This window comes from Membranihabitans marinus, from assembly GCF_021729155.1.
In the GTDB taxonomy this organism is placed as follows: Bacteria; Bacteroidota; Bacteroidia; order Chitinophagales; family Saprospiraceae; genus Membranihabitans; species Membranihabitans marinus.
The window spans coordinates 89274-104975 of sequence record NZ_JAJQYA010000002.1 but is presented as its reverse complement, the minus strand read 5'-3'; the positions used below and the strand labels follow the sequence as shown (position 1 = coordinate 104975).

The following is a 15702-nucleotide window of genomic DNA, read 5'->3' as shown; positions in this document are numbered from 1 at the left end:
CAAGAAATGCAACATATATTCAATTATAATTTACAAATCGCCACAAAATCCAAAGAATCACTAATTTCAAAAATCTTAAGACACAATATTTACATTAATTCATATTATTGATTTAAATTGGCAACATTGATGATTAAATACAGAAAGAATATGTTTGTTGATGCAGTATACAGGAATAGAAGAGGACAATTGAAAAACCATATTGATACCGGGGTTATTTGGTTGCAGGGAAATCGAGAAATTGGTATGAATTATCGCCACAATGCCTTCCCGTTTCGCCAAGATTCCAATATTTTATACTATTCAGGACTAGACTTACCTGATATTCATATTATCATAGACATCGATAAAGACAGAGAAATACTATTCGGGGAAGATTTATCTGTTGAACAAACCGTATGGGTGGGACAACGTCCATCCTTAGCTTGGTATGCAGAGCAGTCGGGGATATCTGAAGTATTGCCACTGAGTCAATTGGAAGAATACTTATCCAATGCCCTTCGAAAAAATAGAATCATCCACACCCTACCGACTTATCACGCCTATCACGATATTTTAATTCATCAATATATCCGGAGTAATCATCGCCATAGTGTGGATTTAATTAAAGCCATAGTAGCGCAGCGAAGCATAAAAGAAGATAGAGAAATACACGAAATCGAACAAGCCCTTTCGGTCACAGCCAAAGCACATAAAGTGATAAGAGAAAATGCCAACGCCGGCATGACAGAACAAAGTATTCTAAGCAAAGCCATGGAAGTAGTTATAGATGCCAATTGCAGATTGGCATATCCAGCCATCATCACCGTCCACGGAGAAATCTTACACTCTAATAGATATGAAAACATACTGTCAGAGGGACAGCTATTGCTTTGTGACCTCGGCGTAGAAAACCAAATGCATTACGCCAGTGATATTACTCGAACCATTCCTGTCAATCGAATCTTTACAGGCCGCCAAAAAGAAGTCTACGATTTGGTACTGAAAGCCAAAGATGAATCTATTGAGAGATTGCGACCAGGCATCGCCTACAAAGAAGTACATACTTTAGCCTCTGTGATCCTCGCTCAAGGTTTAGTAGACATAGGACTACTCAAAGGTGATGCAGACGAAATAGTAGCTAAAGGAGCTCACGCTTTGTTCTTCCCCCATGGACTGGGTCACATGATGGGTATGGACGTCCATGATATGGAAGGCTTAGGAGAAAAATATGTAGGTTATAATAAAATAATCGAAAAATCAGATCAGTTTGGCATTAACCACCTTCGCTTAGGTAGAAATCTACAAAAAGGCAATGTCATCACGGTAGAACCGGGGATATACTTTATTCCTGCATTGATAGATAGCTGGCAATCACAAAATAAGTTCCCTGAGCATATATCGTATTCAGAATTGAAAAAATGGTCTTCCTTCGGAGGTATTCGCCTAGAAGACAATGTAGTCATCACATCTAAAAAAGGCAAAATCCTAGGACCAGCTATTCCTTGTTAGCTATAATACCATATGAAAAATCTTTATTTTCTAGGCTACTCTTCTATTCCCAAATTAGAAGTGATCAGGTTGTGGTATAAGTAGTATAATAAATAATCCCAAACTGAAAGAGATAGTGATATAGTGACCAAGATTTTGATCCGGTTTTATAAATATATTTCGTATATATCTAAATGGTTTGATAGCTAGATTAAAATCAGGGAATGACTACCTAGTTTATCTTTGGCGAAATAGATCTTTTCCCCAAAAACACAGTACGTTCTCCTTCTGATAGACCATCAGTGGGATAGACCATCAATCATTTGAGGTCTGCTCCTGATCCAACAAATGTATGGGAAAGTTTTTTTCAAACTCAAAGCCAAAGCTTATCATGGTTTCCGTTTGTTGAATCTCCTTTAAATTATCCAATCGCTCAAATACATCTCTCAAATGCTCATTATTACGGACAATGACTTTCAACAGGAAGGAATAATTCCCTGTCACATAGCTGCATTCTATGATTTCTGGAATCTCTTTTAATACTTCTATGATTTCTTTGGACTTACTGGTGTCTTTCAATATTATACCCATATAGGCAAAGGTCTCAAAGCCCAACACCTTAGGATTTAATTTAACTTCCATTTTATCGATCACCCCAGCATCCTTCATCTTCGATATACGTTGGTGAACCAAAGTATTGGAGATGCCCAAATCCTTGGCAATTTGGGTATAGGCTTTTTTTGCATCCAATATCAATTGACTCAATATTTTGATATCTATTTCGTCCATCTTTGTTGCCATGACTCACTATTTTTTCGGACTGTTATTTACTATTTTCATAACGTCGTCAATCGTCCAATCTTGTAAATCTTCTTGGGTGTACTTCGTGCCATCTTCCTTCTTAGGCAGTGAGATACTCTTTTTATTGAATCGAATAAATGGTCCCCAACGGCCATTTTCCAAAGCCAACTTTTTATCTTCCCATCTTTTGATATATCGATTGGCTTCCTTTTCAATCTTCTTTTCTACAAGGTCAAAAATTTCATCTTGACTTAAATTATTGGGATCGTATTTCTTGGGAATATTGACAAATAGAGATTTGTATTTAAGAAAAGGACCAAACCTCCCCTTCCCTTGGGTAATGGGTTCTCCCTTGTAGGTGGCCACTGGTTCGTCTTCCTTTTTCTTAATTTTAATCAATTCTATCGCTCTCTCCTCATCTACAGTATAGGGATCCTCGCCCTTGGGCAGTGATATAAAAGAATCACCCCATTTGATATATGGCCCAAATCTACCGACATTAACCGACACCTCCTTGCCTTCGAATTCATCGAACTGTCGAGGCAAATCAAACAATTGCAGAGCTTCTTCCAGAGTAATGGTTTCGATGCTTTGATCAAACTTAAGATTGGCATAAGCAGGCTTAACATCTTCTCCCAATTCTTCAAAATTCCCTTTTTGGATCAGCGGTTTTCCAAACCTAGATATTCGAGCAATAATGTCGTATCCAGTTTCGGGATCCTTCCCCAAGACGCGTTCTCCTTTAAAACGATCTGCCTCTTCCAATGTAGTATTGACATCTTTGTGAAAAGGTTCGTAAAAATCCTTTAGCATCGACTGCCATTGCAATTGCCCATCGGCTATTGTATCAAATTGTTTCTCGATACTGGCAGTGAAATTGTAATCCATTACCTTATCAAAGTGATTTTCGAGAAAATCAGTGACCACCATCCCCATATCTGAAGGATACAGACGGTTACTGGTTTTTCCCGTATTCTCGGTTTCATCTTTGGTTTTGATGGTACCGGCCTTTAGTGAGAGTACACGATATTCTCGCATTTCCCCATCTCTACTTTCCTTGGTGACGTATCCCCGCCCTTCTTCCATAATCTTACTGATGGTCGGAGCATAGGTCGATGGTCTCCCGATACCTTGTTCTTCCAGTTTTTTAACCAGGGATGCTTCCGTATATCGCGCTGGCGGTCGAGTAAAACTCTCTTTGGCCAACATCTCCTTTAGCAGTAGCTCTTGTCCCACTTTAAGAGGTGGCAACATTCCCTTAGCTTCTTCCTCTTCATCCTCGTCGTTGGATTGAATATAGAGTTTGAGGAAACCGTCAAATTTGAGCACCTCCCCTTCTGCTCTCAACAAATCGCTGGGACGAGTAGAAATAGAAATATCAACATTGGTTTTTTCCAATACTGCATCGGCCATTTGGCTAGCTACCGCTCGCTTCCATATCAGTTCATACAATCGCTTTTGATCGGAGTCAGTGCCCATAGAGCGATTCTCAAAATAAGTAGGTCTAATGGCTTCGTGAGCTTCTTGTGCACCAGCCGACTTACTCTTATAATTTCTCGTTTGCAAATATTTTTGTCCGTAATCTGCAATTATAGTTTTAGATATATTTTGAATAGCAGTCTCACTCAAGTAAGTGGAATCTGTTCTCATATATGAAATATGACCACCTTCGTATAGTTTTTGCGCTGCTATCATGGTTCGCTTTACCGCAAAATTCAATTTCCTACTGGCCTCTTGTTGCAAGGTAGAAGTAATAAAAGGTGGAGAAGGTCTTCGCTTTAGTGGTTTTACTTCAATATTGTGAATCTTGTATTCGGCATCAACACAATCCTTTAAAAAATCCATAGCATTGGTTTCTTCATCAAACCTGCCTGGATGGACGGCCTTTAATTCAACCATTTTTCCACTTTCATTGCGAATTTGGAAAAAGGCAGTGACCTTAAAAAAGTTTTCTACAACAAAATTATTAATCTCTCTCTCCCGCTCTACTACCAATTTAACCGATACCGACTGGACTCGACCAGCACTCAACTTCCCCTTAATTTTTTTCCACAACACCTCGGACAGCTCAAAACCTACCAGGCGATCTAAGATCCTTCTCGCTTGCTGAGCATCCACAAGATTTTTGTCCACGGTTCGAGGACTTTGCACTGCTTTGAGGATGGCGGGTTGGGTAATTTCTCTAAATACAATCCGCTCAGTCTTCTGGGGATCCAGTCCCAAGACCTCACATAAATGCCATGATATGGCTTCTCCTTCGCGGTCTTCATCCGTCGCGAGTATCACTTCGTCTACTTTTTTCATATTGTCCTTCAACTCCTTCACCACCTTCTTCTTGTCGGGAGACACAATATATTTAGGTTTAAAACCATTTTCTACATCGACTGCTCCATTGCCCTTGTCCAAATCTCGGACATGACCATAACTGGATTTAACCGTATAGTTTTTACCTAAAAATTTTTCAATGGTCTTTGCTTTTGCCGGGGACTCTACTATTACTAATTTTTTAGACATACAGTGCTAAAAATAATTTGTTATAAAATATTTTATTAAACAGTCTCTTCTTTAAACCCACACTCCTAGTCTTAGATTACAATACCAGATACTCAATACCCTCTTAATGTAAAAAATAGTGGTTGGTTTTAAAGGCATTTCCCTATGAATACAACTGTAATAAGCAATCGATAATCTTCAGTTCTACAGCAAATTACATCACGTAAAAACAATAGATCCACTATTCCCAATAACTGTATCCATAGCCCCACATTAGGGTGCATTAAAGAAACCAAATTTGGTCAAAGATATAAATTGCGAGAATACATTAATATAATATCTAGAATAAAATTAAAATTTCTCAGCCTATACCTTGAATTTCATCATTTAAAATAAGGGGAAACAAATTCTCAAAAATAGTAAGTATTATCATTTTTACTTTTAACACAAGAGCTCTGCAAGTGCGAGCCTCAACAGAAGATAAGGCCTCAAAAAATAGGGAATTAAAATTGATTTGAACATAGGATTGGCAGCTGAACTGACAAATAGGAAAAAACTATACCTTCCTCATTGATTGGAGATAAATCACTGAGATTCTGAAGACTCTGATGTCTTTTGCAATCTGTATTCCACAACTTCCTCTACTATTTTTTCAATATCCACTGGTCTGCGGTTAAGTTTGCGATGGTAGCCCACCATTATAGCCCTCACCATATCATCTGGGAAGGTAAGTCCGAGTTTATTTAGAGAAACCGTTAAACGGCTGCCTTCTTCTATCCCCCAATTAATAAGCAACCATCTGCCAAAACTAAAAAAAACATTATTGACAGCGTAGTCTTCCGGCTGTTCGCTGTATTTCATTTTTCCTTTGGGTTCTATAATCTCATCTAACAATTCCAGTGCAGAGGAGTAATCTGGGGGGATAAACACACCATTAATATGAGACTTGACTATACGTTTTTGATATTCAAGTTGTATTTTCTCTTCCAGGGTCATGGAATCTACTTGCCCATAAACCACCATACTATGCATTAAAAGGCAAGACCAAAAAGCCATCCATTTAATCACCATGATGTTTAGTTTTCGTAAATTTCAGTATAAAATGAGTGTTTTGAATCCAGCCATTGAGATGCATATGGTTGGAGTCAATTGATTCTATGTGAAAAGTAAGTGGGTTGTCTGCTGAAATAGATATAGTATCCGACTGAATCACATAAATATTATTGGGAATTGATTCCATATTCGAAAATACGGAATCGTTCTTAAAGGTAAAATACAATCCATTAAGGGTATTCGTCGGTTTTCCTTTCCTGAGGGCTGCATCGATGACCCATTGTCCCTGTACCAATTCTTCATAAGGTGGTCGACGATCACAGGAAGATAATACTATGGTCAACAGCAAAAACAAAAAACCCAACTTAATATCTGTCATGCTTTTTTTAATTCAATGAATGTAATTTCTGGCAATATCCCTACTCTTCCGGGATACCCCAATACACCAAAACCTCTGTTGACATAAATATATTGTTCATTTTCTCGATATAATCCCGCCCATTGTTTATAAATATATTGACTGGGACTCCATCTAAACCATTTTGGAATTTCAATACCAAATTGAAAACCATGGGTATGTCCAGATAGGGTGAGATTAATATCTTTGTATTTCGTCGTCACTTCCGCATTCCAATGCGTAGGATCATGAGATAACAAAACCTTAAAATCTGCCATATCTGTATTCTTTATCGCTTCGTCCAATTTCCCCTTTCTGGGAAAACGAGCTATGGTGCTATAATTCTCAACGCCAATAACAGCTATTTTAGCATTATTCACCTCTATTATTTTAGATTCATTGCTCAACAACTGCCAATTGAGTTGCTTGTGCTTGTCTTTGAAATCAATATCATTTTGCAATTTATCTACTTCCGAATCCCACTCGTGATAGTCTCCATAGTCGTGATTGCCGTAGATACTATAGTTGCCATAAGTTGATTTTATTTGGGAAAAATAATCGATATATGGATCGATTTCATCGGCAACGGAATTGACCAAATCCCCTGTAAATACAAATAAATCCGGCTTTAAATCATTGATCATTTCAATGCCCTTTAATATGGGTTTCTTTTGAGGAAATGTACCCGCATGTATATCAGAAATCTGAACTATTCTAAATCCTTCCAATTCCTCGGGCAAATCAGCTACGGGGAGTTTTACTTTTCTAATTTTGTATCGGTATATATTTCTCACCACTCCAAATCCCAAGACCAATAGGGGAATAGACCCCATCAGAATAGAAAAATTGCGAATAAACTTTGACCTAGATATCCCATCCACACTGTCGTGTTGAGGTCGCATTCTCATAGATAGGTATCGTATACCACGCCCTACATCCTCCAACAAAAGGGGGATTAACAGGAATAATTTTGATAAAAGATATATAAATATGAAAGCGCGAATATAGATCGATGCCCCATCGGGTAAGGATTTAGCACTGCCTAACAGGACGGCCATAAAATACAAATAAACCAATAAATTTAAACCCCAAAAAATTGGAGACTTTGAATTAAATCCGGTATATCCATTTAAAGCCTTATATACATAAGCATCCAACAAAACCAAAACAATAATAAACAACATCATTACTTTCATAATCTTATAAATAAAAAAAGCTGTGTCTCAAATAGAAACACAGCAATTATTCTTAAACATTATAATATAACTAAAGTTCTATTTATATGTTCTTTTCTCTTTAATTTTAGCACGTTTACCTACTAATGCACGTAGATAATAAAGTTTAGAACGACGTACTTTACCTCGCTTCAATACTTTAATCTCAATAATATTAGGAGTATTAATAGGGAAGATACGCTCAACACCTACACCGTGAGAAATTTTTCTAACGGTAAATGTTTTGGTAGCGCCTTCGCCACTCCATTTTATAACATCCCCTCTAAAGGCCTGAGGTCTTTCTTTTCCTCCTTCCACGATATTATAGACGATCTCTACATTATCTCCTGCTTGAAACTCAGGAAAATCTTTCTTTGTTATATTCTGCTCTTGTACAAATTTTACTGCATCCATTGCTCTATTAGATTACTTGGTGACTTAATAGCGGCTGCAAAGATAATCTAATTATATTAAAAAAAGAATCCATAGCTTAGTTTATCAGAAAAACTTCACCAAAAAATGTCTTTGGTCGGTTTCTAGCGTCCAAATATTCAACCACATACACATATGTTCCTGGCAATGCGGCACGATTTTGACTCCCCATACTGCCATCCCATCCTTCCTGTGGATCATTGCTGGTAAAAACTTGGCTACCCCATCTATCATAGATTCTAATTCGAAAATCCTTCATGCCTACAAATACACCCAAACCTTTAAATTCATCATTTGTCAAGTCGTTATTAGGTGAAAATGCATTGGGCACGGTATAGATCACTATGGGTTCGATATCTACTGGCCTGAATGCGGTATCCATACATCCATTTTCATGGATGGCGGTCAATGCCACTAAGTAAATACCTGAATCAGGAAAATTTATAACAATATTTTCATCGGTATAACTACCTACATTGGGTATATCCCACACATATGAAACCGCATCTGTAGATTGATTCACAAAGGTCACTTCCTTGTCCAAATTAGTGGGTTTTAACGGACTGTAGTCGAAATCAGCTATTGGACTGGGCTGAGTCACTACCATTCTAGGGAAAAATACAGATGTACTACAACCGATAGGAGATATTATGTCCACTCCCACGTCATATACTCCTTGTCCCTCGTATATGTGATAGGGTTGATACCCCGTTCCCATTTCACCATCTCCAAAATCCCATGAGATATCGTACTCCCCATTGATGGGTGGTGGAAGATTATCAAAAACTACTCCAGCCGGCAAACAGGCTATCTCTGTATTCATAGGGAAGGCATCCAATGGAGGTATAGGATAATATGATAATGTCTGAACCATGGTGGCCATACATTGGTTTTTATCGGTCACCAATAAAGAGACCTCTTTTAATCCTGGACTTTGAAACAAATGCTTGACATCTTTGAGGGTGGATTGTGAGCCATCACCAAAATCCCACTGGTAGGACGTTATCCCTCCATCGGCGTCGGAAAAACTAAAATTGTTAAAGGTCACATCACCAGCCACACAGGTATCATAGAAAAAATCAAAACTCGCTTCTATATTGGGTAGGACAGAAATCACAATATCGGTACTATCACTACATTCCGTTCCTTCATTGACGATGAGTTGCCCCGTATAATTTCCCAAAGCTGGAAAGGTTACATCGACATCCTTACTGTTATACACTTCTTCATTGCCATTGATATCAAATTTCCAGGCCCAGGTTTTAATAAATCTTTCTTCATAACTAGAATCCCTAAAAGGGATGGTAAACTCTCCACAAGATCTTAGAAATACACTGGACTCATCGATGGTAATGGCCGATTTGACCTGAGCCACTACCGTAGGATCGCATTTGGCCACATTAAACTGAAAATCTCGAATGATTTCTCCAATTTTCACTCCAGCCCTAAATTCCTCTGCGATAACAGATATTACAAATTGTCCTTGTACCGTTGGTGTTCCGGTGATTACACCGGTTTGAGGATCGATGCTAACGATGGGGTCTCCCCCCATCGGATTGTTAGTAGAATACAATGGCGACTTAAAAGTAGCCTGCCTAAATGGGGGTGGACAAGGTGGAGTTGGTTTTACCCCATTACATCCAGCTGCATTACCGGGATTGTTCTGAGAGCTTCCTTCCATCCCTCCTCCTTCCAATGGAGTTCCAAATTTATAACTGATAGAATCTGCTTCTGTATCGGTTACAGAGTGGTCAAATACAAAGGCCTGCCCCACACAAACAACTGTGGGTGGAAAATTTTTAAAAACCGGACTATTATTGCATTCCGCCTGTGATTCAGGTGAAATCTGGGTATAAAAGGTCGCCCCAATAGATCCTGGATCTACGATATTGGAAATGGTATTATTTCTACAACATCGCTGATAAACTATGGTATAAGTTTGAGTCGATGGCCAGGCAGGTATATTAATTTCAAATTCGTATTTTCCGCGTTCAACACATAATCCCGGGGGCAATTCTACACAGGGGTAGTCGGGAGGATTTATATAATCTCTACTTCGCAAAGGAGTCATAAAGGATCCCACTAAACTATAGCGAGAATCCCCTCGATATATGGCTATAGAGGCATCGGAGTCCAATGCGGCGGCATTTTCTTGAGGCCTACAGTCCCTATACACATACATGGTAACCAAATACCTGCCTCCACCTAGACATTTATAGGTCACATCTCCTCCTATAATATGTCGCGCCGACAATGAGGTCGTGACTAGAGTTAATAGAAGGAAAAATATTTGTCTTAATGAAACCATGAAGTCATTTAGATTGAGGCTATTTTTTAAAAATAAAATTTAAAATAGTACTTAATTGTCTTTAATTTGCGTTTTGGGATCTGAATTAATATAATTTTATGAATAGAGAAGTACTCAATGTTGTCGAACAGCTAAATTCTGGTCGGGTTATTCTTTACCCCACCGATACTATATGGGGCTTAGGTTGTGACCCTAGTGATCAAAACGCAGTTGACAAAATTTTCGCCATTAAAAAACGCAAGCACAATCAGCCTTTAATAATATTGGTGGATGACATAGCTATGCTCAAAACCATTGTCCCTAATATACATCCAAAACTCGAAAATATCTTATTTTATAACACAAGACCATTAACTATTATTTTTGACCATCCGGAAATAAATTATGCGAATGGTATAACGGCTGAGAATGGTTCCATTGCCATACGCATTGTCCAAGATAATTTTTGCAAAGATGTAATTAAGACATTTGGCAAACCCATAGTGAGTACTTCGGCCAATATTAGTCAACAGCCTTTCCCTCAAAAATTTGAAGACATTTCCCCGGAAATTTTACAAAGTGTGGACTACATCGTCGATTACAAACCCGAAAATAACGGAGATATCCTACCCTCTTCTATTGCCAAATTTTCAATTAGTCAAAAGGAATTAATTTTTTTGAGAGAGTAATTCCAGAAAATCTTTCATTGTTGTTTTTAACTGTTCTTCCTTGTTTTCCGTAGAAATAGAAAACAACAATTCAGACATTGATTTATAATTTTCTATCATTGCATCATTAGAAATGGACTTGGCCTGGTATTCTTCGACTTGACTGTTGTCTGTCAATACAAAGTCGCAAATACTGTATCTTCGATCTTCGATGGAATAAGTCTTTTCAACGCATAGTCGTGAAGGAATATTCGGAATTTGACCGACCATATGGTAATCAGAGTGACTGGTCAATCTTTTCAATAAATGCAACAAGGGTAAAGGACTGTGAGAAGAAACCAAAAAATAATATTCATCAGCTTGAAAAAAAGGCTTACCACTCGAAATGATTTCCCGATCTCCAACCGTTGACTGAATACTGTCCAAGGTAAAATTTTCCAAGGCACACCATTGGTTCAGCATGCGAATGGTTAAAGGAATGTCTACTTCGCGAATAAATCTTAAATCGATCACCATATTCTCAAAATGACTATCCCGATATTCATCCAATGCTTTAAGAAAATTCGACACCCCTTCAACGTCAATTTTATCTACCAAAACATAGACATTGTTGGCCAACCACTCATAAGATAGATAGCCTTCAACATTGACTTCCTCCTCCTCGATATCTTCCAGTTGGTTTTTTACATCTGTTGAACTATAGGTTTCATCGATGACAAGATTGGTTTTCAATCCTCCTTTATACTTATAATTATCTCCTTGGCTATCAAAATATCGAGATACTTGAATACCGTTGACCAACCATTCCTCTTTCAGTGGAAGTGAGGGATCGAATGAAGTTTGAACCAGCATTTGGCGTTCAATATCAAAATAATCTTCTGAAGAAATCTCATTTCGACTATAAAAATACCCGACAAGAATGGCCGCCAATCCCAAAATGAAGAAAAGTAAAAAAACAGTGTTCTTAAATTTCAAATTGTATATTTTATACATTTAAAAAATGATAAATATTCTTATAAATATTTTAATTACTTTAAATTTATCAAGGATTTTTTTAAAAAAACCCATTACTACCAATGACAAAAATACAGGATTTAGACAAATTGGATAAGGAAATCTTATCTATACTCATGAAAGACGCCAAAATACCCTATACCGATATTGCCAAACAGCTTTTTGTTTCTGGCGGAACGGTTCATGTTCGCATGAAAAAATTAGAAGATTTAGGTGTAGTCAAAGGATCTAGATTGGAAGTAGATGCCACCAAACTAGGCTATGATATTACCTCATTTATTGGTATTTTCTTGGAAAGAAGTAATTTATACCACAAAGTCATTGAAGAGGTCAAACTTATACCAGAAGTGGTAAGTGCCTACTATACAACAGGAAATTACAGTATTTTCGCTAAAGTATGTTGTAAGGATACCATGCATTTAAGAGAACTATTAAGTGAAAGAATCCAAGCCATTGAAGGCATACAACGGACAGAAACACTGATTGCATTAGAAGAAAGTATCAATCGCCCCATTACTTTGACCAAGGATTAAATCACTTACAATATAGCATTATTCCCCCTCCTATTGACCTAGAAGATCACAGAACTTCTAAAACCTCTCTCTTTCAAATTATAGAGAATACATTCCAATTTTCTCAAATACCATAGAAGTCCACAAAACATCTTTTCTTTCTCACAACTTCTTCTCCTCTCACCAATACTTAGAAGATGGTAGCCATCATCACAGTCTCGGTGAGGCATCCGTACATAAAGGTGATTTACGACCATAGTAATGACTCTAGATAGATCAAAAGCGTAACGATAATAAGGCCCTAGGCTAAGATTCATCATCACCAAATAATGAATCCCATAACTATAAAATATAAACGGCTAACTTCGATCACAAAGTTAGCCGTTTAAAATATTTATACCCTTAGGAAACTAGCTCCCTAAGTAATGTTTCAACAATTTACTTCTAGAAGCCGATCTCAATTTATTGATGGCTTTGTCCTTGATTTGTCTTACTCTCTCTCTGGTCAATCCAAATTTGTCGCCGATATCTTCCAAAGACATTGGGTGCTCTACACCAATACCAAAATACAATTTCACAACATCACATTGTCTTTCTGTCAAGGTGTTGAGGGATCTCTCTATTTCAGTTTTCAACGATTCATTGTATTCCAAAGACTTATCGGTAGAATTGATATTATCGTTTTCCAATACGTCCAACAATGAATTGTCTTCCCCATCTACGAAGGGTGCATCCATAGATACGTGTCTAGCTGCAACACCTAAAGTTTTTTCAACTTCATCTGGGGCTATTTCCAATTGCTCGGCCAATTCTTCAGAAGAGGGCTCTCTTTCAAATTCTTGCTCCAACTCGGAAAAGGCTCTATTAATTTTATTTAATGAACCTACTTTATTCAAAGGCAATCTCACAATTCTCGATTGTTCAGCCAGTGCTTGCAAGATAGATTGTCTAATCCACCAAACAGCGTATGAAATAAATTTGAAACCTCTGGTTTCATCAAATCTTTTAGCCGCTTTGATCAAACCCAAATTTCCTTCATTAATCAAATCACTTAAGGATAATCCTTGATTTTGATATTGCTTAGCTACAGAGACCACAAATCTAAGGTTGGCCTTTGTCAATTTCTCTAATGCTTCTTGATCACCTTGTTTGATCCTTTTTGCCAAATCTACCTCCTCTTCTGGAGTTAACAGATCAACTTTACCTATCTCTTGTAAATATTTTTCTAGTGATTGACTCTCTCGATTGGTAATCGACTTCGTGATCTTCAGTTGCCTCATGTATTATTTTTCTTATCAACAATGAATAAAATGTGCGCAAAGTTAACCATTTGCTACTTTATAACCTAGTAGTTGTCTACTATAAATTGGAAATGTTTTAAATACAAATTTAGTTCCAAAAACTAAAAAAGGATAAAATAATTTGGTTTTTCCAATAAATTAAATTTTCTTTTGCCTCAATTTAAAACAACAACCCATGAAAAGAGTTTCATTTGATCTTGAATTTTTATTTAAAGCTTCACCTACAATACTATATAAATTTCTAACAACACCTTCTTGTCTTGTACGATGGTTCTGTGATGCTGTAGATATTACGGGCGACACATACACCTTCGAATGGAGTGGTTTCGAAGAAACTGCTTTTATGATTGACGATTTTGAAGAAGAACGCATTCGATTTCAATGGGAAGAATATCCCGATGAATTCTTTGAATTTAAAATTGACATTTCTCCCGTGACCAATGAAACCATCTTGACCATCACCGATTATTGTGATAGCGACGAACAAGATGAACAAAAAGAATTGTGGAATTCTCAAATCACTAAACTAAAAAGAGAAACCGGAGGTTAATTATTCTGCCTCTGGTGCCAATTGAACGATCAAGCCATCCATACTGTCAGTTATCTGTAACTGGCAGCCAAGACGACTGTTTTCCTCCACAAAAAAGGCTTGATCCAACATATCTTCTTCCGCATCCTGTAATTCGGGAAGTTCAGTATTGCTCATCACATATACATGACATGTCGAACACAATGCCATACCTCCACATGTCCCTTTAACTGGCAAATCTGAGGCCTTGCATACTTCCATGAGGTTCAACCCCATATCGGTAGGCACTTCAATATTATGATTATTATTTTCGCGATCTATTACCGTAATCTCTATCATTTCAATTAATTTCGACTGCAAATATACAATGCTGATTGATTTTCAGAAACGAAACAAAATAATAGTTATGAAAAATATTCAAATGGTTGATCTCAAAAGTCAATATCTCAAGATAAAATCTGAGGTCGATACTGCCATTATGGACTGTTTAGAATCCACTCAATTTATACATGGCCAACCGGTCAAATCCTTTGAAAATAATCTTGCCAGCTATCTTGGCGTCAAACACGTAATCGCCTGCGCCAATGGTACCGACGCATTACAAATAGCCATTATGGCTGCAGAATTGCCCTTGGGTTCAGAGATTATTGTCCCCGATTTTACCTTTATAGCCACGGCAGAAGTCATTTCCCTATTGGGTATGGTTCCCGTATTTGCCGATGTCGATTACCACAATTTCAATATTCTTCCCCAACAGATCGAATCCTTGATCACCGACAAAACCAAGGCCATTATCCCCGTCCACCTATTTGGACAAAGCGCACCGATGACAGAAATATTAGACATCGCCCAAAGACATCAATTATTGGTTATTGAAGACAATGCGCAAGCCATTGGCGCCTCGTATTCCTCAGACCACAAAGCCGTTAAATTGGGAGGTCTGGGTGATATTGGTTGCACTTCATTTTTTCCATCCAAAAACCTAGGGGCATACGGAGACGGTGGTGCCCTGTTTACCAACAGCGACGATCTGGCTCATAAGATAAGAATCATCGCCAATCACGGCATGGAAACAAGGTACTATCACGACGAAATAGGGGTCAATTCAAGACTGGATAGCATCCAAGCCAGTATTTTAAATGTAAAACTCCGTCATTTGGATGAATACAACTCGGCCCGATATACTGCCGCTCAACGGTACAAGTCAGCTCTAGAGGATATCCCTCAAATCGTATTGCCTACAGAAGAATCCTACTCCAATCATGTCTATCATCAATTTACCCTTAAGATAAAAGACAATCACAGAGATGGAGTCAAAGCAGCACTTGACCAACACAAAGTTCCCAATGGAGTGTACTACCCCGTTCCCCTACATCAACAAAAAGCTTTTCTTAAGCATCCTTCTAAAGTAGGTGATTGTACCAATACCATTCAATTGTCCAATGAGGTATTGTCCCTGCCCATGCACAGTGAACTCGATGAAGAAACTCAAAAATTCATTTGCGATATTATTGTAGAATATTTTAAATAA

General features: G+C 37.7%; 15 protein-coding genes. 5 read left to right on the top strand and 10 right to left on the bottom strand.

What is annotated here, in order from left to right; all coding sequences use genetic code 11:
* The first annotated feature begins 129 nt into the window (after window positions 1–129).
* Window positions 130–1491 (top strand): aminopeptidase P family protein, encoded by a 1362-nt coding sequence (locus LVD51_RS01735; RefSeq protein ID WP_236969450.1) that lies wholly within the window; start codon window positions 130–132, stop codon window positions 1489–1491.
* Window positions 1492–1785: 294 nt separating this feature from the next.
* On the opposite strand, the gene LVD51_RS01730 is transcribed toward LVD51_RS01735, so the two are convergent.
* The 7 genes from LVD51_RS01730 to LVD51_RS01700 all read right to left on the bottom strand — a co-directional run bounded on the left by LVD51_RS01730 (window position 1786) and on the right by LVD51_RS01700 (window position 10168).
* Window positions 1786–2271: an Lrp/AsnC family transcriptional regulator gene (locus tag LVD51_RS01730; RefSeq protein ID WP_236969449.1), complete on the bottom strand. Its 486-nt coding sequence runs from the start codon at window positions 2269–2271 to the stop codon at window positions 1786–1788.
* A 6-nt stretch (window positions 2272–2277) separates the two neighbouring features.
* Window positions 2278–4785 carry a type I DNA topoisomerase gene (gene topA, locus LVD51_RS01725; protein WP_236969448.1) on the bottom strand — a complete coding sequence of 836 codons (2508 nt, stop codon included), beginning with the start codon at window positions 4783–4785 and terminating at the stop codon, window positions 2278–2280.
* 564 nt (window positions 4786–5349) lie between these two features.
* On the bottom strand, window positions 5350–5835 hold the full coding sequence (locus tag LVD51_RS01720) for a DUF6794 domain-containing protein (RefSeq protein WP_236969447.1): 486 nt from the start codon (window positions 5833–5835) through the stop codon (window positions 5350–5352).
* Window positions 5825–6196, bottom strand: a complete 372-nt coding sequence (locus tag LVD51_RS01715; protein WP_236969446.1) for a hypothetical protein — start codon at window positions 6194–6196, stop codon at window positions 5825–5827. Before LVD51_RS01715 ends, LVD51_RS01720 begins: the two co-directional genes overlap by 11 nt.
* A complete protein-coding gene (locus LVD51_RS01710; RefSeq protein ID WP_236969445.1) occupies window positions 6193–7410 on the bottom strand; it encodes a metallophosphoesterase in 1218 nt (405 codons plus the stop codon). The genes LVD51_RS01715 and LVD51_RS01710 overlap by 4 nt, the downstream gene beginning before the upstream one ends.
* A gap of 78 nt (window positions 7411–7488) precedes the next feature.
* Window positions 7489–7842, bottom strand: coding sequence for a 50S ribosomal protein L19 (gene rplS / locus LVD51_RS01705; protein ID WP_236969444.1), 354 nt, complete (start codon window positions 7840–7842; stop codon window positions 7489–7491).
* Between the two features lie 76 nt (window positions 7843–7918).
* Complete coding sequence (locus LVD51_RS01700) at window positions 7919–10168, bottom strand: PKD domain-containing protein (protein WP_236969443.1); 2250 nt, start codon at window positions 10166–10168, stop codon at window positions 7919–7921.
* A gap of 98 nt (window positions 10169–10266) precedes the next feature.
* Between LVD51_RS01700 and LVD51_RS01695 the strand changes: the two genes are divergently transcribed.
* Window positions 10267–10836 carry an L-threonylcarbamoyladenylate synthase gene (locus tag LVD51_RS01695; protein ID WP_236969442.1) on the top strand — a complete coding sequence of 190 codons (570 nt, stop codon included), beginning with the start codon at window positions 10267–10269 and terminating at the stop codon, window positions 10834–10836.
* Here LVD51_RS01695 and LVD51_RS01690 read toward each other — a convergent pair.
* Window positions 10816–11790 carry a hypothetical protein gene (locus tag LVD51_RS01690; protein ID WP_236969441.1) on the bottom strand — a complete coding sequence of 325 codons (975 nt, stop codon included), beginning with the start codon at window positions 11788–11790 and terminating at the stop codon, window positions 10816–10818. The genes LVD51_RS01695 and LVD51_RS01690 overlap by 21 nt on opposite strands.
* Window positions 11791–11891: 101 nt before the next feature.
* Between LVD51_RS01690 and LVD51_RS01685 the strand changes: the two genes are divergently transcribed.
* The gene (locus tag LVD51_RS01685) at window positions 11892–12362 is read left to right on the top strand and encodes an Lrp/AsnC ligand binding domain-containing protein (protein WP_236969440.1); all 471 of its coding nucleotides are present in this window, start codon (window positions 11892–11894) and stop codon (window positions 12360–12362) included.
* A gap of 389 nt (window positions 12363–12751) precedes the next feature.
* On the opposite strand, the gene LVD51_RS01680 is transcribed toward LVD51_RS01685, so the two are convergent.
* A complete protein-coding gene (locus tag LVD51_RS01680) occupies window positions 12752–13621 on the bottom strand; it encodes a sigma-70 family RNA polymerase sigma factor (RefSeq protein WP_236969439.1) in 870 nt (289 codons plus the stop codon).
* Window positions 13622–13817: 196 nt separating this feature from the next.
* Between LVD51_RS01680 and LVD51_RS01675 the strand changes: the two genes are divergently transcribed.
* Window positions 13818–14192, top strand: coding sequence for an START-like domain-containing protein (locus LVD51_RS01675; protein WP_236969438.1), 375 nt, complete (start codon window positions 13818–13820; stop codon window positions 14190–14192).
* Here LVD51_RS01675 and LVD51_RS01670 read toward each other — a convergent pair whose 3' ends face one another.
* On the bottom strand, window positions 14193–14510 hold the full coding sequence (locus LVD51_RS01670) for a 2Fe-2S iron-sulfur cluster-binding protein (protein WP_236969437.1): 318 nt from the start codon (window positions 14508–14510) through the stop codon (window positions 14193–14195). It abuts the gene before it with no gap.
* Between the two features lie 67 nt (window positions 14511–14577).
* Between LVD51_RS01670 and LVD51_RS01665 the strand changes: the two genes are divergently transcribed.
* The gene (locus LVD51_RS01665; RefSeq protein ID WP_236969436.1) at window positions 14578–15702 is read left to right on the top strand and encodes a DegT/DnrJ/EryC1/StrS family aminotransferase; all 1125 of its coding nucleotides are present in this window, start codon (window positions 14578–14580) and stop codon (window positions 15700–15702) included.

Coding starts and splice junctions, on each gene's coding strand:
- LVD51_RS01695 (WP_236969442.1), top strand. CDS start 10,267: ATGAATAGAGAAGTACTCAATGTTGTCGAACAGCTAAATTCTGGTCGG.
- LVD51_RS01685 (WP_236969440.1), top strand. CDS start 11,892: ATGACAAAAATACAGGATTTAGACAAATTGGATAAGGAAATCTTATCT.
- rplS (WP_236969444.1), bottom strand. CDS start 7,842: ATGGATGCAGTAAAATTTGTACAAGAGCAGAATATAACAAAGAAAGAT.
- LVD51_RS01700 (WP_236969443.1), bottom strand. CDS start 10,168: ATGGTTTCATTAAGACAAATATTTTTCCTTCTATTAACTCTAGTCACG.
- LVD51_RS01680 (WP_236969439.1), bottom strand. CDS start 13,621: ATGAGGCAACTGAAGATCACGAAGTCGATTACCAATCGAGAGAGTCAA.
- LVD51_RS01675 (WP_236969438.1), top strand. CDS start 13,818: ATGAAAAGAGTTTCATTTGATCTTGAATTTTTATTTAAAGCTTCACCT.
- LVD51_RS01735 (WP_236969450.1), top strand. CDS start 130: ATGATTAAATACAGAAAGAATATGTTTGTTGATGCAGTATACAGGAAT.
- LVD51_RS01720 (WP_236969447.1), bottom strand. CDS start 5,835: ATGGTGATTAAATGGATGGCTTTTTGGTCTTGCCTTTTAATGCATAGT.
- LVD51_RS01730 (WP_236969449.1), bottom strand. CDS start 2,271: ATGGCAACAAAGATGGACGAAATAGATATCAAAATATTGAGTCAATTG.
- LVD51_RS01665 (WP_236969436.1), top strand. CDS start 14,578: ATGAAAAATATTCAAATGGTTGATCTCAAAAGTCAATATCTCAAGATA.
- LVD51_RS01715 (WP_236969446.1), bottom strand. CDS start 6,196: ATGACAGATATTAAGTTGGGTTTTTTGTTTTTGCTGTTGACCATAGTA.
- LVD51_RS01670 (WP_236969437.1), bottom strand. CDS start 14,510: ATGATAGAGATTACGGTAATAGATCGCGAAAATAATAATCATAATATT.
- topA (WP_236969448.1), bottom strand. CDS start 4,785: ATGTCTAAAAAATTAGTAATAGTAGAGTCCCCGGCAAAAGCAAAGACC.
- LVD51_RS01710 (WP_236969445.1), bottom strand. CDS start 7,410: ATGAAAGTAATGATGTTGTTTATTATTGTTTTGGTTTTGTTGGATGCT.